The 19,851-nt window shown below is 33.5% G+C and carries 22 protein-coding genes and 2 pseudogenes; 15 read left to right on the plus strand and 9 right to left on the minus strand.

What is annotated here, in order from left to right; translation table 11 throughout:
• Positions 1-151 precede the first annotated feature (151 nt).
• Positions 152-1,534 (plus strand): chromosomal replication initiator protein DnaA, encoded by a 1,383-nt coding sequence (gene dnaA / locus WP_RS00005; RefSeq protein WP_012481713.1) that lies wholly within the window; start codon positions 152-154, stop codon positions 1,532-1,534.
• A gap of 157 nt (positions 1,535-1,691) precedes the next feature.
• The gene (secF, locus tag WP_RS00010; RefSeq protein WP_007302794.1) at positions 1,692-2,567 is read left to right on the plus strand and encodes a protein translocase subunit SecF; all 876 of its coding nucleotides are present in this window, start codon (positions 1,692-1,694) and stop codon (positions 2,565-2,567) included.
• Positions 2,568-2,572: 5 nt separating this feature from the next.
• Here secF and WP_RS00015 read toward each other — a convergent pair whose 3' ends face one another.
• Positions 2,573-3,097: a TIGR02281 family clan AA aspartic protease gene (locus tag WP_RS00015; RefSeq protein ID WP_007302795.1), complete on the minus strand. Its 525-nt coding sequence runs from the start codon at positions 3,095-3,097 to the stop codon at positions 2,573-2,575.
• Between the two features lie 113 nt (positions 3,098-3,210).
• Between WP_RS00015 and yidC the strand changes: the two genes are divergently transcribed.
• From yidC to nusB, 3 genes are read left to right on the plus strand one after another with little or no spacing between them, the layout of a single operon-like run.
• Positions 3,211-4,920 (plus strand): membrane protein insertase YidC, encoded by a 1,710-nt coding sequence (gene yidC / locus WP_RS00020; protein ID WP_007302796.1) that lies wholly within the window; start codon positions 3,211-3,213, stop codon positions 4,918-4,920.
• On the plus strand, positions 4,898-5,326 hold the full coding sequence (locus WP_RS00025; RefSeq protein WP_007302797.1) for a 6,7-dimethyl-8-ribityllumazine synthase: 429 nt from the start codon (positions 4,898-4,900) through the stop codon (positions 5,324-5,326). The genes yidC and WP_RS00025 overlap by 23 nt, the downstream gene beginning before the upstream one ends.
• Positions 5,326-5,808 carry a transcription antitermination factor NusB gene (gene nusB / locus WP_RS00030; protein WP_006014794.1) on the plus strand — a complete coding sequence of 161 codons (483 nt, stop codon included), beginning with the start codon at positions 5,326-5,328 and terminating at the stop codon, positions 5,806-5,808. Before WP_RS00025 ends, nusB begins: the two co-directional genes overlap by 1 nt.
• A 99-nt stretch (positions 5,809-5,907) precedes the next feature.
• On the opposite strand, the gene WP_RS00035 is transcribed toward nusB, so the two are convergent.
• Both WP_RS00035 and dut read right to left on the minus strand, forming a co-directional pair.
• Positions 5,908-6,585, minus strand: a complete 678-nt coding sequence (locus tag WP_RS00035) for a hypothetical protein (protein ID WP_007302798.1) — start codon at positions 6,583-6,585, stop codon at positions 5,908-5,910.
• Between the two features lie 68 nt (positions 6,586-6,653).
• Entirely contained in the window at positions 6,654-7,115 is a 462-nt protein-coding gene (gene dut / locus WP_RS00040) for a dUTP diphosphatase (protein ID WP_007302799.1), read from the minus strand.
• 308 nt (positions 7,116-7,423) lie between these two features.
• Between dut and WP_RS07455 the strand changes: the two genes are divergently transcribed.
• The 6 genes from WP_RS07455 to WP_RS00065 all read left to right on the plus strand — a co-directional run bounded on the left by WP_RS07455 (position 7,424) and on the right by WP_RS00065 (position 10,554).
• Entirely contained in the window at positions 7,424-7,591 is a 168-nt protein-coding gene (locus tag WP_RS07455; RefSeq protein ID WP_012481715.1) for a hypothetical protein, read from the plus strand.
• A gap of 156 nt (positions 7,592-7,747) precedes the next feature.
• Positions 7,748-8,026: a hypothetical protein gene (locus WP_RS00045; protein WP_007302800.1), complete on the plus strand. Its 279-nt coding sequence runs from the start codon at positions 7,748-7,750 to the stop codon at positions 8,024-8,026.
• A 102-nt stretch (positions 8,027-8,128) separates the two neighbouring features.
• Positions 8,129-8,659, plus strand: a complete 531-nt coding sequence (locus WP_RS00050; RefSeq protein WP_007302801.1) for a head-tail connector protein — start codon at positions 8,129-8,131, stop codon at positions 8,657-8,659.
• Positions 8,660-8,941: 282 nt separating this feature from the next.
• Positions 8,942-9,397, plus strand: coding sequence for a DUF3168 domain-containing protein (locus tag WP_RS00055; RefSeq protein ID WP_012481716.1), 456 nt, complete (start codon positions 8,942-8,944; stop codon positions 9,395-9,397).
• The gene (locus WP_RS00060; protein WP_007302803.1) at positions 9,372-9,761 is read left to right on the plus strand and encodes a phage tail tube protein; all 390 of its coding nucleotides are present in this window, start codon (positions 9,372-9,374) and stop codon (positions 9,759-9,761) included. The genes WP_RS00055 and WP_RS00060 overlap by 26 nt, the downstream gene beginning before the upstream one ends.
• 58 nt (positions 9,762-9,819) lie before the next feature.
• On the plus strand, positions 9,820-10,554 hold the full coding sequence (locus WP_RS00065; protein WP_006013937.1) for a hypothetical protein: 735 nt from the start codon (positions 9,820-9,822) through the stop codon (positions 10,552-10,554).
• A 52-nt stretch (positions 10,555-10,606) separates the two neighbouring features.
• Here the strand turns inward: WP_RS00065 and WP_RS00070 are convergent, their stop codons facing one another.
• The 3 genes from WP_RS00070 to WP_RS00080 form a co-directional block, all read right to left on the minus strand.
• Positions 10,607-10,981, minus strand: a complete 375-nt coding sequence (locus WP_RS00070; RefSeq protein WP_007302804.1) for a holo-[acyl-carrier-protein] synthase — start codon at positions 10,979-10,981, stop codon at positions 10,607-10,609.
• Positions 10,978-12,237: a proline--tRNA ligase gene (gene proS / locus WP_RS00075; RefSeq protein ID WP_007302805.1), complete on the minus strand. Its 1,260-nt coding sequence runs from the start codon at positions 12,235-12,237 to the stop codon at positions 10,978-10,980. Before proS ends, WP_RS00070 begins: the two co-directional genes overlap by 4 nt.
• Positions 12,238-12,343: 106 nt before the next feature.
• Positions 12,344-13,930, minus strand: a complete 1,587-nt coding sequence (locus tag WP_RS00080; RefSeq protein WP_012481717.1) for a hypothetical protein — start codon at positions 13,928-13,930, stop codon at positions 12,344-12,346.
• 313 nt (positions 13,931-14,243) lie between these two features.
• On the opposite strand from WP_RS00080, the pseudogene WP_RS00085 reads away from it, so the two are divergent.
• Positions 14,244-14,639: pseudogene (locus WP_RS00085) on the plus strand (hypothetical protein); the annotation flags it as partial.
• Positions 14,640-14,669: 30 nt separating this feature from the next.
• Here WP_RS00085 and WP_RS00090 read toward each other — a convergent pair.
• Positions 14,670-15,008: an outer membrane protein assembly factor BamE gene (locus WP_RS00090; protein WP_007302809.1), complete on the minus strand. Its 339-nt coding sequence runs from the start codon at positions 15,006-15,008 to the stop codon at positions 14,670-14,672.
• 129 nt (positions 15,009-15,137) lie between these two features.
• Here WP_RS00090 and WP_RS00095 point away from each other — a divergent pair, with 129 nt between their 5' ends.
• Both WP_RS00095 and WP_RS06995 read left to right on the plus strand, forming a co-directional pair.
• Positions 15,138-16,127 carry a ribonucleotide-diphosphate reductase subunit beta gene (locus WP_RS00095; RefSeq protein WP_007302810.1) on the plus strand — a complete coding sequence of 330 codons (990 nt, stop codon included), beginning with the start codon at positions 15,138-15,140 and terminating at the stop codon, positions 16,125-16,127.
• 75 nt (positions 16,128-16,202) lie between these two features.
• Positions 16,203-16,868, plus strand: a pseudogene (locus WP_RS06995) (IS6 family transposase).
• Positions 16,869-17,619: 751 nt separating this feature from the next.
• On the opposite strand, the gene WP_RS00105 reads toward WP_RS06995, so the two are convergent.
• Together WP_RS00105 and ygfZ are read right to left on the minus strand one after the other, a co-directional pair.
• Positions 17,620-18,537 carry a hypothetical protein gene (locus WP_RS00105; RefSeq protein ID WP_007302812.1) on the minus strand — a complete coding sequence of 306 codons (918 nt, stop codon included), beginning with the start codon at positions 18,535-18,537 and terminating at the stop codon, positions 17,620-17,622.
• A gap of 62 nt (positions 18,538-18,599) precedes the next feature.
• Positions 18,600-19,397: a CAF17-like 4Fe-4S cluster assembly/insertion protein YgfZ gene (gene ygfZ / locus WP_RS00110; protein WP_006012580.1), complete on the minus strand. Its 798-nt coding sequence runs from the start codon at positions 19,395-19,397 to the stop codon at positions 18,600-18,602.
• A gap of 112 nt (positions 19,398-19,509) precedes the next feature.
• Between ygfZ and WP_RS00115 the strand changes: the two genes are divergently transcribed.
• Complete coding sequence (locus tag WP_RS00115; protein WP_007302813.1) at positions 19,510-19,800, plus strand: co-chaperone GroES; 291 nt, start codon at positions 19,510-19,512, stop codon at positions 19,798-19,800.
• The last annotated feature ends 51 nt before the right edge of the window (positions 19,801-19,851 follow it).

Genomic DNA, 19,851 nt, shown 5'->3' on the forward strand with positions numbered 1-19,851 from the left:
TGATCAATTTTAGTGCTTTTATACTCTTTACAACTCGTCAAAAAATCCTCATAATTTTAGATATGTATTAAGTAGTGTTAGCTTTTTATCTTACAGTAAGCTATTGATTATCTTGCATCTTTCTGATTATTATTCTTTCTTGGTGTGGTATATGAACTTAACTAACCCTAAGGTTTCTACTATGTTTTTTGATCAGATTATTACAGTAACGGACCACAATGTTACTTGGGAAAAAATCCAAAATTATCTCCATAATCTCTATGGAGAAGCAACATATAACAGCTGGCTGAGTTCACTAAGATTTATCAGCAACAGAAATGGAGAAGTTTTGTTGTCTGTACCAACAAGATTTATAAAGGAGTGGATTACAGTTCACTACATGGAAAAAATATTGTCATTATGGCAAAGCGAAGATCAAAGTGTATGTTCTATTGATATTCAATTAATTGAAGAAAGAAATTCAAATTCTAATACGATACTAAAAAATAGAGAGGAAAATAATCATAATCTTGGTTCACCACTAGATACCAGATTCACTTTTGATAATTTTGTGGTAGGAAAGTCAAATGAGTTAGCATTTACAGCGGCAAAGCGTGTAGCGGAATCTATAGATCCAATATCAGGAAGCAACCCTTTATTTCTATATGGTGGAGTGGGACTTGGTAAAACACATTTAATGCATGCTATAGCTTGGGACATAGTCAATTCTCCGTCAGCAAAAAGAAAAGTGGTATATTTATCAGCAGAGAAATTTATGTATCAATATATTACGGCGCTGCGGAGCAAAGATATTATGTTATTTAAAGAGCAATTTAGATCAGTAGATGTATTGATGGTAGATGATGTGCAATTTATCAGTGGTAAAGATAGTACACAAGAAGAATTTTTTCACACTTTCAATGCATTGATAGACCAAAATAAACAATTGGTTATATCAGCTGATAGGTCTCCTAGTGATCTTGATGGAGTAGAAGAAAGAATAAAATCACGACTTGGTTGGGGATTAGTTGCAGATATTAATGAAACAACTTTTGAATTAAGACTTGGTATATTGCAGGCGAAAGTGGAACGAATGAATATGTATGTTCCAAAGGATGTCCTAGAATTTTTGGCAAGGAATATAAAATCCAATATAAGAGAACTAGAAGGAGCATTAAATAAGGTTGCTCATACCTCTTTAATTGGAAGAAGCATGACAGTAGAATCAGCTAGTGAGACCCTAATTGATCTTCTTAGGTCAAATCATAGGTCAATCACAATAGAAGAAATACAGAAAAAAATAGCTGAATTTTTCAATATAAAGATTGCAGATATGCAATCTAATAGAAGGCTCCGCAGTCTTGCGAGGCCGAGACAAATAGCTATGTATTTCGCAAAGAAGTTTACGCAAAAAAGTTTACCAGATATTGGAAGAAATTTTGGTGGTAGAGATCATGCTACTGTTATACACGCAGTCAAACAAGTGGAAAATTTCATAAGAACTGACCCAAAATTTGCTGATGAAATCAATCGATTAAAAAAGATGTTTAAGTAGCACTTTATTAATGACAACCAGGCTGTTTTCATTTTTTTGATCAAATATCTTTTTCAAGTAGATTAAGTAAATCAAAGATCATTATTAGTATAAGCTAAGAGAAAATAGCTAGTCGATTGCTTAAAAAGTATATAAAATCACAATTTAAGTAGGAAATATGGCAATTAGACTTATTCCAGATAATCTTGATATAAGATTTAGTAAATATAGAAATTTGACAGCACTTGTTAGCGTTATTCTTATCATTTTTTCAATGCTTACTTTTATGCTGCGTGGAATGAATTTGGGTATAGACTTTACAGGTGGAATTTTGATAGAGATAAAATCTTCAAGCAAGGATGATGCTATTCTCGGTATATTAAAAGAGAGTGGATTTACGATACAGAGTTCAAAAGCTGGTGATAACTTAGTTGTGCGGTTTAAAGATGAGGGAGATGAAGATAAAATTAAAAAGGTTAAAAGTATATTAGAAAGCAAATTAGGTAATTTAGTAACTTATCGTAAAATAGATTATGTTGGTCCACAAATAGGCTCAACGCAGATATTTGAAGGGATATCAGCCATGTTAATTGCAATTATTGGAATATTTTTTTATGTTTGGCTTAGATTTAGCTGGCAGTGTGGACTTGGTGGAATAATGGCACTGATCCATGATGTGATTTTAACTCTTGGCTTTATCAGCTTAACGAGTATTGAGTTTAATATTTCATCAGTTGCAGCTCTACTTACCGTGATTGGCTATTCAATCAATAATTCAGTGGTTATATACGATCGGATTCGAGAGTATAAAAAAAATAGAAAAGATGTAGAAATGGATGAAATAGTTGATGCTAGCATTAATTCTACACTATTTCGTACTATGTTAACTTCAGGTACTACTCTTCTTGCTGCTCTTCCTTTAGTGCTGATTTGTACAGGTGTGGTCAGAGACTTCTGCTTAATCATTTCTTTTGGCATTGCAATCGGCACCTGTTCCGCAATATTTATCTCTGCTCCTATATTGACCTGCAGAGCGTTGATAAGTAGAGTATAGAACGTTTAACTACGATATAATATTAGCTTATTATCCCTAATAGTGAAATGAAAATATCTCAAAAAGCTCATACCAAGTAATGAATGGGACATAGAGTGAGTATTAACACTAGCGTGTACATCATTAATTAAAAAATTTCCTATTTTAACTTGAGGGATGTGAACAACACCAGCTTTTATTTGACCTTTTGCAGTTTCATATATTTTAAAGTCTTGAATGTTTTGTAAGTTAATACCAGCATGTAACGCATCTTTTTGCGATAGAACAATATCAGTTGCTCCGGTATCAAGCAAAAACGTTATATTACGATCATTGACTTGAGCTTGAATATAAAAGTGTCCATCGTATGACTTTGTAAATTCAATACTTCCGCCATTTTGAACCCTTCCTTTGTACGGTAGAAAAGTGCTCAGAAACCTATTGCTTAGTTTATCCCCTTGTGAATCAATAAACATTGCAGTAATGACTATTATCAGTAGCCAAATAACTAGATTTTTTGCTGCATTCATATTATTAAAATTTGAAGCCATAAGAGTAAATTTTTAAGATTAGCGTTAAAAGCTATTATTAAAAATAAGTAAATTTTATTGTTTTAGTACAATATTTAATATATACTTTAAGGAGGTATGTTCGATTTAATTTCATGTCAGAAGCAAAAAATTTAATTTTAGCAACAATTCTTTCTATATTGATTATAGTATTATGGCATATTATTTATGATAATTTTCTTAACACGAGCCAAAGCCAACCATCGATTGAAAATATTGAACATATCGAATCTTCTAACGACCTTGCTCCTATGATATACCAAAATCGTTCTGAAATTATTAATTCTACTAGAGAACAGAGAGTTAATTTAACCAATAACATGCTTGAAGGATCAATTTCTCTGAAAGGTGCAAGGTTTGATGACTTAATCTTAACTAACTACCACTTAGAACCGAGTTCTTCTTCTCCACAAGTGGTGTTACTGTCACCTGCAGAATCAAAAGATGTATATTTCGCAGAATTTGGGTGGCTCGATCCGAATGAAAAGATTAAAGTTCCAGATTCTAAAACAGTATGGCAAGCAGATAAACTCAATCAAAAAGAGGTCAATTTATTTTGGGATAATGAAAATGGCATTTTATTTAGAATGAAAATTAGCCTTGACGATAACTACATGTTTAAAGTTGAGCAAATTATTGAAAACAATACAAAAGATAATGTAGTTTTGGTTCCCTATGGTAAAATCAATCGTAAACGTGATAATATTAACGAATCCTATTGGATATCACATGAAGGAGTACTAGGTGCATTTAACAATAAACTAGAGGAGTGGACATATAAGGATATTTCCAAGAAACGTTTAATAAAGGCCAGCACAAGTGAAAAAAGTTGGTTTGGTTTTGCTGATAAATATTGGTTTACAGCTATCATACCTGAAAAATCTGATCAAATAAATGTAAGTATTAAGCATACGAATGTTAATAACATTGATAAGTTTCAAGTAGATTTTGTTAAACCTTACAAACACATACTCCCTGGTGCAAGTGTTTCTACTCTGAACTACTTTTTTGCTGGGGCAAAGAAGTTGAATTTACTTGATTCTTATAAAGACACTCTTAATATACCTTTATTTGATAAGGCTGTAGATTTTGGTGTACTTTATTTTATAACCAAGCCAGTGTTTTTACTGCTTGAATATTTTAACTTTGTTTTGAAAAATTTTGGCTTAGCAATATTATTGCTAACTTTAGTAATCAAACTTTTGATGCTTCCCTTATCTAATAGATCATATATTTCGATGTTCAAGGTGAAAAGCCTGCAGCCTGAATTAACTCGTATAAAAGAGTTGTACAAAAATGACAGCTTAAAGCAGCACAAAGAGACAATTGCGTTGTTCAAGAGAAACAATGTAAATCCAATGTCGAGCATTTTCCCTATGCTCATACAAATACCAGTATTTTTTGCTCTGTATAAAGTATTATTTGTTACTATAGAGATGAGACACGCCCCTTTTTATTTATGGATTAAGGATCTTTCAGCTTCTGATCCAACAAACATTTTTACATTATTTGGGTTGTTTAATTATAACTTTCCTATTTCTATAGGCATTTTACCTATAATTTTCGGCGCTACCATGATAATTCAGCAGAAGCTAAGTGAGAAAGATCAAACCAGTAAAGATGATATTCAAGTAAATGTTATGAAGTTTTTACCTTACATTTCTGTCTTTATTTTTTCTTCTTTTCCTGCCGGCCTGGTAATATATTGGATATTTAGTAATATTATAACTCTGGTTCAACAATCATTAATAAAGTTGCTTTTAACAAGAAAAGTAGGAATGAATGTCGAAAATACTAATAGTTAATTCAGTTTATTATACTGAAATAGCAAACCTTTTGCTTGAGGGTGCAACTGATAAATTCAAAGGAAATAATATTGGTTACGAGATAATTAAAGCGCCTGGTACGTTTGAGATACCAGCTGCAATTCTTTTTGCGGTCAAAGGCAAGAATACTAATTATGATGGTTATTTAGCTCTTGGATGTGTAATTCGTGGTGAAACTGATCATTATAAATACGTTTGTAAAGGAGTAATCGAAGGCTTAAATGCAATTGTTATGCATCATGCAATACCTCTTGGTATGGGAATAATCACAGCAGATAGTAAAGATAAAGCACTAATTAGAGCTGACAAAAATAAAAAGAACGTTGGTGGCCATGCAGCCTCAACTGTTTTGCATATGATAGATCTACACAATAAATTAAAATAATGGAGGAAAAACCAGTAGATAAAAAATGGCGCATAAAAAGAAGTACGGCAAGATTTCTTGCTGTACAAATTGCTTATTCAAATATTTTTGTAAGTTACAACAAAAGCACTTTTAAATTGGAAAATTGTGAGCTTAAGGACTACATAAGTACGTTGAAAGATATATTTGAATGTGAAGAATTTGAACATCAGTTCTTAGAAAACTTGTTATGTAAGGTTATAAAAAGCAGTGAAGAATATGATAAAATAATAGAGTCTTATTTACACCCAAGCTGGTCACTTTCACGATTAAATCTTATAAGCTTATCTATTTTGCGTATTGCAGTATGTGAGTTAATTGATTTTGATACACCAGCACCAATTGTTATTAATGAATATACTAACATTGCATCTGATTTACTTGATGCTCCAAACAAAATTGGCTTTATTAATGGGTTGTTAGATAAGGTAAAGGATGCAGTCAGACTAAATAAAAATCCTTAGCAAATTTCTTACAAGTATGTGAATATCTATTTTTTGAGACAGTTTCTACAATAAGTTTAAGTCATTAACACTAAAAAATGAAGGGAAGACTTATTCCTTTTATACTTGGCTGATTAATAATCTTTCTGGCTTTTCGTGTTCAACTTTTGGTGACTTAACAATTGAGCTTGGCACAAATTCGATGGTTAGTTCTTGAACATTATTTTCTTCAACGTTTAAACCTAACGTTTTTAACTCCTGTCCACAATTTATCTGTTCAAATGTACTATCCCCTTTCTTCTTGTATAGCTGATGTATATCAAGGAGTTTAGTGTTGCCAAGCAAGATTGGATCAGGATTACCAATATATCTGATCTGACCATAACTCTCAGCTTTGAATACTTCGCCTTTTGAGTTAGTAAAATCTATAGTATATTCACCATTTTCGTTCTTATAGTTCTTTTCAATAAATTCAAGATCTTTATTTGTTACCTGCAACATCAGGTATCTTTGAGAGCTACCAGCAACAATTCTCGGAGCTTTAAGTTCAGATATTTCATTATTTTTCATGAAGGAATATATTGCTAAACTAATCAGTGCAACAGTAACAAATGCTAAAACACTCATTCCAAGTGGTGTAGCTGCAAAAGCTGCAAGTGGAACAAGTATATAAGTTGAAGACATCAAATATGGTGATGAAAGTGCTACTGCTGCGCCTATAACATACAGAGAAGTAAGTACTAAAAGTGCAGTATTTGTTTTGTGGAGCTGGCCACGGTGGTTTTTAAAAATTAACATAATTGCCTCATTTAAATTAATTAAAGTTGTATGTAAAGAATTATTATTGTCAACTTATAAACAATAAATTATCTACCACTTGAGCCGAAGCCTCCTTCATTGCGAGCAGTTTCTTTTGCATAGAATTCTTCTATGTTGTTCCAAATTATCTCAGGTACAGGAGTGATAAGAATTTGTGCAATTCTATCTCCTCTTTTTATTTCATATGGCTGATTACTTAGATTGATTAGGCAAACTTTAACTTCACCTCGATAATCGGAGTCTATAGTGCCCGGAGAATTTAAGACAGTGATTCCATGTTTTGCAGCAAGCCCAGAACGTGGGCGAACTTGTCCTTCAAAACCGTTTGGTATTGCAATTACAATGCCAGTTGGAATAAGTAACCTTTCAAGTGGATTTAAAATAACAGAGTCGTCCAATGCAGCATAAAGATCCATGCCAGCACTCTGCATAGTTGCATAACAGGGAAGAGGCAAGCTTTTGCCATGTGATAACTTTTTTATTTCTACTTTAATTTTATCTCTTTGCATTTTTATTCACCAGTTATGAAAATTTGATTGTAGCATGTAAATTATGCCTGTAAAAGATAAGAAAACTACTTGACAAATCTTTCAGCTTCCTTACTATAAAATTCAAAGTGTTTTATTACCTTCAATCTGTTCAGATTAAACGACAAAAGTATTATACAGTTGGCGTCTTATAAATCTTTCCGCTATGTGCACTTTATGTCTTCACAACAATTTCTACCTAATATAAGCTGAAGCGGGCTTATAAAATGTTTAAATACAGTATAGAACGCCAATTTTTAGGATGAGAGAGTAACAACTAGCTAACGCTTTTGCCTTTTTTTATTAGTAAATTTCTTAACGTTTATATAGAGGGTGTCATTCCAGCACTTGATGCTGGAATCCAGCCTTTCTGCAATCTCATCGAAAACGTTGTACCACCTTTCTATGCTAGTTTGCTTGTGAGCAACTTAGATCCCAGTGTCTGGGCACTGGGATGACAAAAAAGGGCTACTTGAATGACATACTTGAATTTACGCTATAAAGTGAACCGGTTTGGTGTGCTGCTGTTGTTTGCAGTATTGTAGTGCTAATTTTTTACTTCGGTAGTCTTTTTATTGTCATTATAATTACAAGAATAGTTGAGGCCAATTAATATGAAAACTTTTACGAAAAATTTTAAAGGTAAGGAAAGAAAGCTAGAAGAGTTCAATGAGAAAGTTGAAGACATATTAGCTGTAGCTCAAGATAAGTTTGCACATGAACTTGAAAACATCGCATATGAAAGTGTGCAGAAATTTCGCAGTCTACTTGCTAAAGAGCTAAACTTCACTTTCAATAACATTCATTCTCAGAATGTCAATCTACTAAAATCCGGCCTAAAAAAAGGAGAAACAGCGTTAATACGTTCTCTTCTCAATATACTTGTACGATAGAGTTGCTGCTGCAATTTAATATTAAGTGATAACTAAAATAAGTAAGATTTTTTATAGATAAGTCTTACTTATTTTAGCTATATATAGAAAAGGAGGGTTGTTATGTCAACAAGACTAAAGTATCCAATCATAAATATACAACGTAAGTCTAAGCCTAAATCTTTTCCAGTAACTTTAGGAGAGGTTAAATCTTTTTTACGAATTGAAAATGATCAAGATGATAAGTTGATTTCAAGTTTTATTTTTATGGCAACTGATTATGCTCAGTGGCATATGGAAAAGTCTCTAGTAAAGCAAACGTGGCAAGTTTCATATGAAGGTTATATACCTCGTAGAATCTATTTAAGCTATGGTCCTGTGAATAAAATAATATTGGCTACTGATAAGAATAGAAAACTTAGTTATTATTTTAGTGATATAGGAAGCTATATTGAATTTTTCAATTATTTGAACATAATAAGGGCTGATGTTGTATATGAAGCTGGTTATGATAGTGTTCCTGAGCAAATAAAGCTAGGTATTATACAGCATGTTTCTGCTCTCTATAAAAATCGTGAATCAGAAGTAAGTAGCCATTTATCTGAGGTAAAGAAGGTGTATTCTCCATTTCGCGAACCAAAGGTTGTTTTGTAGTTCCTGTTTGTCATTCAATAGCAGATACAACAGATGGTGTCATCCGAGTAGCCCCTTCGATGTCATCCCAGTACTGGGATCCAGTTTTTTCATGATCATCAAAACGTTGTATTTTAAAATAAAACGGCTACTTTTATGCTTACCAACTTAATAAAATTCCTGGATCCCAGTACTGGGATTACAAGAAAGAGCTACTGGAACGACATCATTATAAAGTGAACCAGTGTCTGGGGATGGGATGACATCTTCTTGACAGATAATGTTCGTGCAGTAAGCACTAGGATGATACCATCTGTTGTACCTGCAAATTGCAATCTTCGTAAACGTATCTGTGAGATGGAAAAAATTCAAATTATAAATGAGTTGTATGATAGTATTTATGCAGCATTAAAAGCAAACTCTGATTTAAAGAAATATGTTACTAACATCTATGATTACCTGCCTAAGCAGGTTACTATTCCTTATCTGAGATTGCGCATAGTAAATTATGTTAACCTGCATATGCTATCTAATTTTGCTACAAAAGTAAGATTTTCATGCGACATATATACTTATCATATAAGCAGCATGCTTGCTGCTATAAAGCATGTTGGCTTGGTGGTAAAGAGCATTAGTAGTGAGACCATTTTGGAAAGTAATTGTGTTATAAATCAGCATGATGAAGTTTTACATTCAACAATTAATTTTGATATTTTAATACAAGGAGGTAGCGATGAGCAAATTACAGCTGAAAATTAAAGGTCATGACAATAATTTTGTTGTGCTGAATAATATACGAAACTTAAGGTTTACTTTGCGTAATAACAAAGAGGAGATGAAAGATATTTCCTCTTTTGGCTGGAGAAAAGTGCTTGATTGTGCTGGAAGTAGAAAGATTACAATAAAAATTAATGGCATTTTAAATTCAGTATTGGCTGATGAATTATTGCGTAATTCTGCAATGTTAAACTCTAATAATGATTATGAGATTAGTTTTAATGCTAAGGAGAAGATAAAACTCAGGTGTTCGGTTGAATTGTATGAGAGATATTATGATCCTGCCACTTTTGACAGCTTCACTGTAGTTTTAGCCAGTGCTGAAGTTGTGAACACTTTTCATTAGTGTTAATTTAATTTTTTCATATACAATAATAATAAGTGGGAATAAATTAAAAAAAATTATGAATGATGAGGATCTTTTCGAAGAAGGCGATGATAATGTTGAAGAGAATAGCGATGACAGAAGAGAAAGGAATTTGAAGAATGAAAATCAGCTCGAAGAGCAATTTAAAGAGTATTTAAAACCTTTCGAGGATATTTTAAGTCAAATTGATGAAGGAGTTGATAATTTAGATAGTTACGAAAGGACTATGCAAGTAAAGCGAAGTATAGATAGGCTCATAGAAACCTTATATAGCCAAGCAGCATCTGAGGATATTGATGTAGAACTTGAAACCACAAAACACACTCGCGATAAATCAGAGTCCAAGAAAAGAGTTCTGGAAAAGAGAAAGAAACAACTGATGGAAGAGATCTTAAGTTTTCAACAACAAAAGGAGCTAATGAATAGTAGGGAAAAACATGAAGTAGCAAGTGATGGGGATGTTCAGAAGGCAAAAGCACGAGTGAAGTCTTCAATTAGGGGGGTGTTGTTTTCAGTTATTGCTCATAGAATGGATCCACGAAGGAGGGCAGGGGAAACTGCTGATGACAATGAAAAGCAAGCTCGTATGTACGGTAGAGAAGCAGTTGGTGGAGTTTTAGGTGGATTGTTCAAGGCGTTTTTAACTGCAGTTGCTGCTGTTGTGCGCGAAATTGCTAAACCACTTCAACATATGAATACACAAGAGACGTCTTTTGCAAAACAAGTTGAAGAAAGCAGAAACCAGGATTCACAGAAAGGTCGATCTGTGTAGGTCAAAGTATAATTTCAAAAAAATTTTTGAAATCATATGTACTAAACAATATCTACTCAACGCAAATTACAACAAACGCAGTAGCATAATCTTGATCATCACTTAGAGAAAGGTGTATCTTGTAGTCTTTCGAGATGAAATCCTTTGTGATAGCAAGATGTGGTTTTCCCCTGATATTACTGTATATTTCTATATCTTTCATTATAATTCCTTGGCTGAATCCAGTGCCTAGCGCTTTAACAAAAGCTTCCTTTGCAGCAAAGCGTTTAGCAAAATATTTTGCTCTTACTTCTTGGCTATTATATTTTTTGCTTATCTCTATTTCCTTCTTAGTATAGACTTTATTGAGAAATTTTTCCCCGTATTTTTGTGATATTCTCAATATTCTGGGTATATATACTATGTCAGTGCCAATACCGTATATCATTTTGCGCTAAAACGATTTATTGCTTCTTCAACTTGTATTTCCTCTACCTCTCCAGTTGCCCTATTTTTTACTTCAACTATATTTTCACTTACTGCTTTCTTTCCAATAATTATTTGCCATGGCAAGCCTATCAGATCCATTCTGGCAAATTTCACTCCTACACTTTCGTCTGTATCATCATAAAGCACTTCATCGCTTTTCAAAGCTTTGTATATTTTATCTGCAGCCTCCGTTACTTTTGTTTGTAAATTGATCAAACCAACTTTAAAAGGAGCTACTGCCTCTGGCCAGATAATTCCTTTATCATCATGGAAAGCTTCTATTATTGCGCCAACAAGCCTTGAAACTCCAATACCATACGAACCCATATGCATGTTAACATTTTTTCCATCTTGAGAAGTAACACTTGCCTTCATAGGTTTCGAATATTTATCACCAAAATAAAAAATATGCCCTATTTCAATACCCTTGCTAACATTTAACTGTTCTTGCGTTATAGGACAACTTTCAGGATCATGCATATCGTCTGCAACTGCATATATGCTCTTCAGGCTTTCAATATCTTCGCTTTCTAGTAATTCAAAAAGTTTATTGTCATAATATAGAGTGCTCTCACCGGTGTTTGCCAATATATGAAATTCATGACTTAAATTTCCTCCAATTGGTCCTGTATCTGCCCTCACTCCAATTGGAGTAAGCCCCATTCGTTTGAAGATTTTTATGTAAGTTTTATACATCAAATTATATGAATTCAGTGCACCTTCGTAATCTACATCAAAACTGTATGCATCCTTCATCAGAAATTCCCTGCCTCTCATAACGCCATAACGAGGTCTTACTTCGTCACGAAACTTCCACTGAATTTGATATAAACAAAGTGGTAAATCTTTGTAACTTTTTACCGTATTTCTAATCAAATCAGTTACCACCTCCTCATGTGTTGGACCAAAAAGCATATCGCTTTCATGCCTATCTTTAATACGTAGCATTTCTTTGCCGTAATCATCGTAACGTCCTGACTCTCGCCAAAGACTTGCTGGCTGCACACAAGGCATCAACACTTCAATTGCACCAATTTCATCTCTGATAATATTTTCAATATTTTTAAGTACCAAAAGACCAAGCGGCAGCCAAGAATAAATTCCAGATGCTGTCTGCTTGATTAAGCCCGCACGTAACAAATATTGATGAGAAATAATTTCAGCACCAGCCGGGGTTTCTTTTAAAGTTGGCAGGTAATATTGAGATAAACGCATTTGATAAATCTGATTGTACTAAGCAATCTTAGTACAATCAGGCCTTTAGGTAAACTTATTTTAAAAAGGAAGGAAAGTGTATGGTGCTTTTCTTGACATTTCCTTATTATTCAAATCTCTTTCGGATTTCCTGAACAGAAACAGTAGACGATTCTTGCATCTCACTACTTGCTAGCTCCACAGTATTTGTTTTTGTTGGAGAAGAAGCTTCAGATTTCGTTTTTGAATTAACAGGCTTAGGCGATATCGGTGGCTTCTCTGCCTTTAGTGTAGAACGTGGTGGAGTTGTGGATTTAGGTTTTACATTATCATCAGATTCATGACCACTGTCAGAACTATCCCTTCTTTTTTTATTGTCTAGTTGAGGGTTTAGAGGTGTTGAATATGTACTTTCATTATCGCTCCAATCTTGTTCATACTCTTCACTACTGCTACTCGATACACTACTACTACGACTCCGTGGTGGTGGGATCATATCTGACATTTTATTGAATGCCCCGTCCAGGTTACTTGGCTGTTGTACGTTGCTCCCTTGCTTTCCATGAAGGCCTGCCCTTCGTTTCAGAAGTACTTTATTCAAATCAGCCATAAGATCTTCTTTTTTTTCTTGTTGCCCACCTCCTTTATTGCTTGACTTCTTTGCTTCCTGTTCTTTTAACCTCTTCTTCTCAATCTTGTCACGCTCTTCCTTGCTCATGAGTTTTTTTCCTTTTTTTATTTCTGCAAACAAAGCATAAGTTTCGTTATGACCCCCAGGTTTACCTGCAAAAGAATCAGTTTTCTTTAGTGTCTTACTCTTCATCTCTGCAAACATATCAGCATCCGTTGCAGGCCCAGAAGGGAAATTATTCCCTAAAGATGGAGGAGGAGGTGGTGGTGGTGGCGGTGCACTGGATGTTCCAAGCGTTACTGAAAGTGATGATGTATGAGTATTGCTGTGTTCAAGTCCTTTTGCTTTCTGTAAATCTTGTGATTGTTTTCTACCAGGATCAACTCCTTTCTCGCTGTTTATTGCAGAAAGGTGTGAATTGATAAGATATGCAGCTAAGCTCAACATAACCGATGCAGAAACAAAAGCAATAACTGCAGAAGACACTGGCACTGCAGCACTACTTAATACCTCTAAAATGATGAAACACGTGTATACTCCAGCTACAGTACTGGATGTACATAATAATAAAATAGCAATTGAATATTTTAAGCCAGTTGCCTTTTTTTGTTCTGCTACAGATGACTTTTGATTTTCACTATCAGAGTGTACACCATTATGTTGTTCAGTCATAGGTTTTTTCGGCATAACCTGTTTAGTATTGCTTCTATCATTTTTAGTTTTGTCACTCGCATTATCTTCTTCTTTATGATTGAGCGCTATTTCTGGATTCTTAACATGAATACTATTCTTGCTTCCTTCATCTGCAGTTTCGCTATTTACATTATGTTCTTCTTGTTTTTTCTTAAATAGTGGATTTTCTGCAAAATTAAGAGATGATTGTTGAACAGGACTCTTAGATTGATCTCTTCTTGGCTTATTGCCACTGCTGCTTTTTTCTGCAGTAACACTAGGAGATTTTCCATCTTTATCGTTATTTTTCGCTGGCTTCCGATTTTTTTCCCAATTTGCAGGTGGTGGAGGTGGGGGTGGTGGCGGAGCTGATGATGGTGTGTTACTATTAGATAAATCATTAGTAAGCATTTTTCTTCCTTATTATTAATATTATATTAATGATAATTAAATTATTAGTACTTGTCAATAATTTATGAGTAAGTTAATACTAAGATAATATATAATAAAAAGAAAAGAGAGAGGAGCAGTCTTCTAAGAAGAAATAGAAGCTGTTTTAAACCTCAAGTCATCACTTTGTTACTACAGCACATTATCGATGTTTTGGTATTCAGAATCATAAAAATAGCTTAGTGTTAGCTATTTTTAGATAACCTCTCTTAAACAATTGATATTTTACAGTGTTTTTGGTAAAATAATAGCTTAAGGCTTAGAATAAAAGTTTATGAGTGAAGCACAAGGTCCAAATATTGCAGAATGGCAGGCACAGCAGCAACACCAGGAAGCCGCTAGTGAGAAAAGTGGTTTCGGTCTTGGTCATAGTGACTCTGTTGCAACAATTGTGGATGGAATGAAGTGGATGTTCAACTTTCATGAAGGAGCAATTGCTGCTTATAATAATGTGTTTGAAGGTTTGGTAAGTGGTAGCAGTCTAGTAACGTTATTTGGGAAATCAGGTAATATGTTTGGCATAAAATTTCTTGAAAGTCTTGCTGAATATTTTTCAGGTGGTGGTGGAGAAGATATGCCATCAGAAGGAATGGGTATGGACTACGGTGATGAGGGGCATCATCCGGATGATTATCCCCACTCTAACAATGAAATAGCTCAAAGTGCTGATACTTGTGATGAAAAATAGATCAGCAAATTTTCAATCAACAACAGCTAAAGACCTTTCTGCAACGTTGATTTCTCTTATATCTGTAACTTCGTCATTCTGATTAAACGAAATTTGCAGAGACTTACTACTGTACTTCCTTTTTCCTAAGAAGTTAGCTTGTTTAATTTTATATGAGACATAGTACCAAACATTTTCGTCGAACTTTGATACTAGTGTTGGCGATCCTAAAGTATGAACCACTTTTTCTCTATCATCACCTACTTGTATTTTGCTCCACAGTTCAATATTAATGCCAGGAACTCCGTGATTGTGAATAGTGTGAGTGCAGCTCACTGTAAATAATAAAATAAAAGATATTAATACTCGCATTTCGTCAATTAATTATTTGAAATCATAATACACTGATAAACTATCTGTCGTCAAATTTCAAAAAAGTTAAATTGACTGATTCTCAATATCATTTAATATAATATTTACTTCAAAATAATTAGGTACCTTATGTCATTGCTAGAAGCAGATCCAATATACAAGCCTTTTAATTATCCTTGGGCATATGATGCATGGTTGCAGCAACAAAGGATACACTGGATACCTGAAGAAGTTCCGCTTGCTGATGATGTGAAAGATTGGAAAACTAAACTTTCGAATGTAGAGAAAAATTTATTGACCCAGATTTTTAGGTTTTTTACTCAAGCAGATATTGAAGTAAATAATTGCTATATGAGGCATTATTCAAATATATTTAAGCCAACAGAAATATGTATGATGCTTGCAAGCTTTTCCAATATGGAGACTATACACATTGCAGCCTATTCATACCTTCTAGATACGATTGGCATGCCAGAAAGTGAATATCAAGCATTCTTAAAATATGATGCTATGAGAAAGAAGTATGAATATATGTTAGAATTTGAGGAAAGTAAAAAGCAAGATAAAAAACATGTTGCTAAAACTTTAGCAGTATTTGGTGCCTTCACTGAAGGATTGCAGTTATTTGCATCATTTGCAATTTTGCTCAATTTTCAACGGTTTGGAAAAATGAAAGGTATGGGGCAAATAATTGCTTGGTCAGCACGTGACGAAACCTTGCATACCAATTCAATTATCAATTTGTTCAATACGTTTATTAAAGAGAATAATGAAATTTGGAATGACGAGTTCAAAGAAGAATTATATTCTGCATGTCGCACTATTGTTGAACTTGAAGATGAATTTATAAGTCTTGCTTTTGATTTAGGAGATGTTGAAGGGCTATCTGCAGAGGAAGTGCGCAATTATATACGTTACATAGCAAACAGAAGGTTAACGCAATTAGGTCTTAAATCTATATATAATGTTAAAGATAACCCTATTCCGTGGCTTGATGAAATACTAAATGGCGTGGAACATACAAATTTCTTTGAAAATAGAGTAACAGAGTATAGCCGTGCAGCAACTCAAGGCACTTGGGAGGAAGCTTTTGCTAAAAACTATACAAAAAGTGAATAGCAGTAACTTCGGTTCTGTCGCATTTGTAGGGAAGTAGAAAAAAGAATGATATAATTGTCTAAAAATAAAGCAAAGATGTTTCGTATCAATAAAAAATTATTGCCATCCTTCAAAGGATTTAGCTTTTCAGCGATGTTATCTGTATACATGAAATGTCGATTCTCTTTGAGCTATCGAGATTTGGAAGAAATTATGAGTATAAGGGGAGCAAAAATTGACCATGCTACGTTACAAAGTGGGTTATCACCACTGATAGATTAGGCAGTAAGGAAAAGAAAGAAGCAGGTTGGTAGTAGTTGGAGAGACCTACATTAAATTAAACGGTAAATGGGTTTATTTATATAGAGCACTATTGGTAATACTGTAGACTTCCTCTTGTGTGTTAGTAGAGACAAGTCTGCAGCACTTGCATTCTTTCGTAAAGCCTTCAGGAGTAACTATCTTCCTGAGAAAATTGTCATTGATAAAAGCGGCAGTAATACTGCTGCTCTTGATGATTTGAATGCAGAAATTTCTGAAGATTATAGAATCACAGTTCTTCAAATAAAATATCTAAATAATATTGTTGAGAGGTTTATCAAGAAGCGAATAAAGCCTATGCTTAGTTTTAAAAATTTTCATTCCGCAAAGATTACTATTACAGGTATAGAAAATATTCGCATGATTCAGAAAAAACAAATTATCGGAGCTAATGACAATGTTTCTACTTTTGAGAATTTTGCTATGTTAATGGCTCTATAACTCCTATAATCCCAGCTTTAATGATCTTCTTTTCTATGGTTTATAGATGCAACAGAACCAGATAGGTTGCTGTGTAAAAATTTGGGAAATGTTTTTGTTAGTATTAAAAATTACATAATGTATATTATGGAAAATATAAGAAACACAAGCTTTCAGCAAGAGAAAATGCAATTTTTGGTCTTCTCAAACAGCATAAAAAAGTGCCTGTTGAACCTCCAGATTAATGCTCAAAAATGTTCAATTGATACTTTAAAAGTATTACTTTAAAAATACCTAAAGTATCACTTCAAAAGCACTTAAAAATTTTATCTTTTAGGAAAAATTTTCCAAGACTACCCCCTTATTGGCTTTTGTTAGAAAAATATTAAAACTATAACCAAATATGTAATCTTTTATATGATTGTATTAGCTTAGCTCCCTTAATGGTTGTTTCTTTTTTTTTAAATATTAAAATAAATATAACTTTTCAGAGTTATCCACAGTTTTTTTATTCTCAATTATATATTAGTATTTGGAGATCATATTTATTATAGATCTCCAAAGTACTCAGAAATGTAAAATTATATACTCTACTAGGTTATCAACTTAGTTATTAACAATTCTGTGAATAACTTAAACAAGAAAAAGGGGCTTTTGCACGAGTTTATGGTTACACCTATTATCAGATCTAGGTACCCTGAATAGGATTAAGGGTACCTAACGAAGTAAAAAATTTGGAGAAAAAGGAAGAAAACTTCTTCGCTCTACTTAATTAAACTGATATACCTGTCGCTGTATTAGTTTCTTGTTTTACAGTGTCAAACCCTTTTGTCGTATAAACGGTATCTATACAACTCTTAGGCTTTAAAACATCGTACGTAATAGCACCAATCGTAGCTCCAACTAATAATGCAGCGACTAAAGCTATACCAATTATAGTCGGCAATGCCGTTAATGCGGCACCAGTACCAAAATACAATCCCAACCCAACTGCCAATGCAGTTATAGCACCACCAATAGCACCAAATTTCATTCCTTTCTTAACTGCATTTTTCCTTAACTCACGGTTATCTCCAAAATCTAGTGTCCTTTCCATTCCCCTTAACGTTCTTGTATTGAACGCTTGTTCCGATTCGATTATACTGATTTCTTCTAGAAAATTTTTATATTTACTTTTCTCTTGATCATCTCCCAGTTTCCCCATCTCTCTTTTTAAAGCACCTTTAATCATATTACGATCTGAATCTTCAGGTAAAGCTTTCCAAAACTCTTTTAATCCAAATTTGTCTTTGATTAAATCTAAATCTTCAGTTATATTAACTGAAGATTTCACAATAATATCAGCCATTCTATAATCTTCGCGAATACCATTATCCGATTTTACACAGCTAAGATCGATACTTAAAAATTCTTTTAATATATTTCTCTTTTTAACCATATCGAAAACGGCTGATTCGCAAATTTTATTCTTACCAAGAAGATCGAATAAAAGGCTAACTCTTGTATAAGGAGAATCTTCGTCTCCTTTTTCACCTCTATATAATTTAAAAACAGCAAAAAGATCTTCTGTTTTAGCTTCTTCAAGTATTTGAACTATATCCTTAGTTCCGGTTCCTTTTATTACAAGCTCTAGATCATTGCGTAAAGTTGTTTGTTCTTCAATTATGATATATTTAAATAATAAAGTCAAGAATTTAACTAGTATTGCAAACACTTAAACAAGAAAAAGGGGCTTTTACTCGAATAGATATTTTATAACGTCTTAATGCTAACTCCACCGACATATAAATTTGCGTGGCTTTTTCCAGTATTAAGCAATGCAAGTCCAATATTGTCGACACTAGAGCGTAGTTCTCCTACTTCTTCATTATGTTCACTGATTACTTTAGTGCCAATATTTGGAAGTGCATTTTTTCCCTCAACAAGGTAAAGTTTCCTTCTGAATTTTTCTTGTCTGCTCATTCGATTTACAACTTCCTGACCTATATAGCACCCTTTATTAAAGCTTATACCATTTATCTTATCGATTAAATATTGCAGCGGAAATGATGAATTTTGCACCATATCTTTTGCTCCATCTGGGACAAGGTTTTTAATTCTAACTTTTTCATACTGAATAAAATCTCCAACCGGTTCTTTTATTTCATCTTCATGTATGATCCTCATTCCTAGCAGCTTGTGCCTTGGATCTTGAAAAATAACTTGTGACTTACTACTACACTTCGCCAACTTAGCATCAAACAAAACTCCAACCTTATATAGTGAACTAATGTCTTTAATCCTCACTCTAAGGTAAGTTTTGAGCAAGTCTAATTTTTCAATTATTTGCTGTAGATGGGCATTTTCACACTCCAAATAAATATATTTATCATGCTCAATGAGGAAAAAATCGTACAGATATTTTCCCTGAGGGTTGAGTAATAAAGAGTAAATTGCCTGCTGGCTACTTAGTTTATTAATATCATTTGTTATAACACCCTGAAGAAAATCTCTCGTATCTGGTCCGTATAAAGATATTAGACTACGGTTTGCTAGCGGTATGTAACCCATAAAACTTCTGTTCAAATCTTAATTATACACTTTTACTAACTCCAACCCTTGAAATGTAACCTTTAGATGACTACATAGAATTGTAGGTTAATCTATTAATGAGGAAACATAAATGTCAAGTGTAAATTTGAATGTATTAGATGATAACGTGCTAATAAAGCCTATTACTGAAGAAAAACAAGGTGGAATTGTACTACCATCAAGTGCTGAAAAGAAGCCTACTAAAGGTGAAGTTATAGCAATTGGTAGTGGTTCACGCAACTCAAGCGGAGAGCGTATAGCTTTAACTGTAAAAACTGGTGATAAGGTTTTCTACAGGCAGTGGGCTGGCACAGAAGTAGAGCATGACAATGAAAAGTATGTCGTGATGAAGGAGTCAGACCTACTTGCTGTTATCAAGTAGGTATCCCTATTTTACTAAACTAATGCGCTATATAGTGCATTATGTATTTTA

The sequence above is a fragment of the Wolbachia endosymbiont of Culex quinquefasciatus Pel genome (genome assembly GCF_000073005.1).
Taxonomy (GTDB): Bacteria; Pseudomonadota; Alphaproteobacteria; order Rickettsiales; family Anaplasmataceae; genus Wolbachia.

Coding starts and splice junctions, on each gene's coding strand:
- dnaA (WP_012481713.1), top strand. CDS start 152: ATGAACTTAACTAACCCTAAGGTTTCTACTATGTTTTTTGATCAGATT.
- secF (WP_007302794.1), top strand. CDS start 1,692: ATGGCAATTAGACTTATTCCAGATAATCTTGATATAAGATTTAGTAAA.
- WP_RS00015 (WP_007302795.1), bottom strand. CDS start 3,097: ATGGCTTCAAATTTTAATAATATGAATGCAGCAAAAAATCTAGTTATT.
- yidC (WP_007302796.1), top strand. CDS start 3,211: ATGTCAGAAGCAAAAAATTTAATTTTAGCAACAATTCTTTCTATATTG.
- WP_RS00025 (WP_007302797.1), top strand. CDS start 4,898: ATGTCGAAAATACTAATAGTTAATTCAGTTTATTATACTGAAATAGCA.
- nusB (WP_006014794.1), top strand. CDS start 5,326: ATGGAGGAAAAACCAGTAGATAAAAAATGGCGCATAAAAAGAAGTACG.
- WP_RS00035 (WP_007302798.1), bottom strand. CDS start 6,585: ATGTTAATTTTTAAAAACCACCGTGGCCAGCTCCACAAAACAAATACT.
- dut (WP_007302799.1), bottom strand. CDS start 7,115: ATGCAAAGAGATAAAATTAAAGTAGAAATAAAAAAGTTATCACATGGC.
- WP_RS00045 (WP_007302800.1), top strand. CDS start 7,748: ATGAAAACTTTTACGAAAAATTTTAAAGGTAAGGAAAGAAAGCTAGAA.
- WP_RS00050 (WP_007302801.1), top strand. CDS start 8,129: ATGTCAACAAGACTAAAGTATCCAATCATAAATATACAACGTAAGTCT.
- WP_RS00055 (WP_012481716.1), top strand. CDS start 8,942: ATGATACCATCTGTTGTACCTGCAAATTGCAATCTTCGTAAACGTATC.
- WP_RS00060 (WP_007302803.1), top strand. CDS start 9,372: ATGAGCAAATTACAGCTGAAAATTAAAGGTCATGACAATAATTTTGTT.
- WP_RS00065 (WP_006013937.1), top strand. CDS start 9,820: ATGAATGATGAGGATCTTTTCGAAGAAGGCGATGATAATGTTGAAGAG.
- WP_RS00070 (WP_007302804.1), bottom strand. CDS start 10,981: ATGATATACGGTATTGGCACTGACATAGTATATATACCCAGAATATTG.
- proS (WP_007302805.1), bottom strand. CDS start 12,237: ATGCGTTTATCTCAATATTACCTGCCAACTTTAAAAGAAACCCCGGCT.
- WP_RS00080 (WP_012481717.1), bottom strand. CDS start 13,930: ATGCTTACTAATGATTTATCTAATAGTAACACACCATCATCAGCTCCG.
- WP_RS00090 (WP_007302809.1), bottom strand. CDS start 15,008: ATGCGAGTATTAATATCTTTTATTTTATTATTTACAGTGAGCTGCACT.
- WP_RS00095 (WP_007302810.1), top strand. CDS start 15,138: ATGTCATTGCTAGAAGCAGATCCAATATACAAGCCTTTTAATTATCCT.
- ygfZ (WP_006012580.1), bottom strand. CDS start 19,397: ATGGGTTACATACCGCTAGCAAACCGTAGTCTAATATCTTTATACGGA.
- WP_RS00115 (WP_007302813.1), top strand. CDS start 19,510: ATGTCAAGTGTAAATTTGAATGTATTAGATGATAACGTGCTAATAAAG.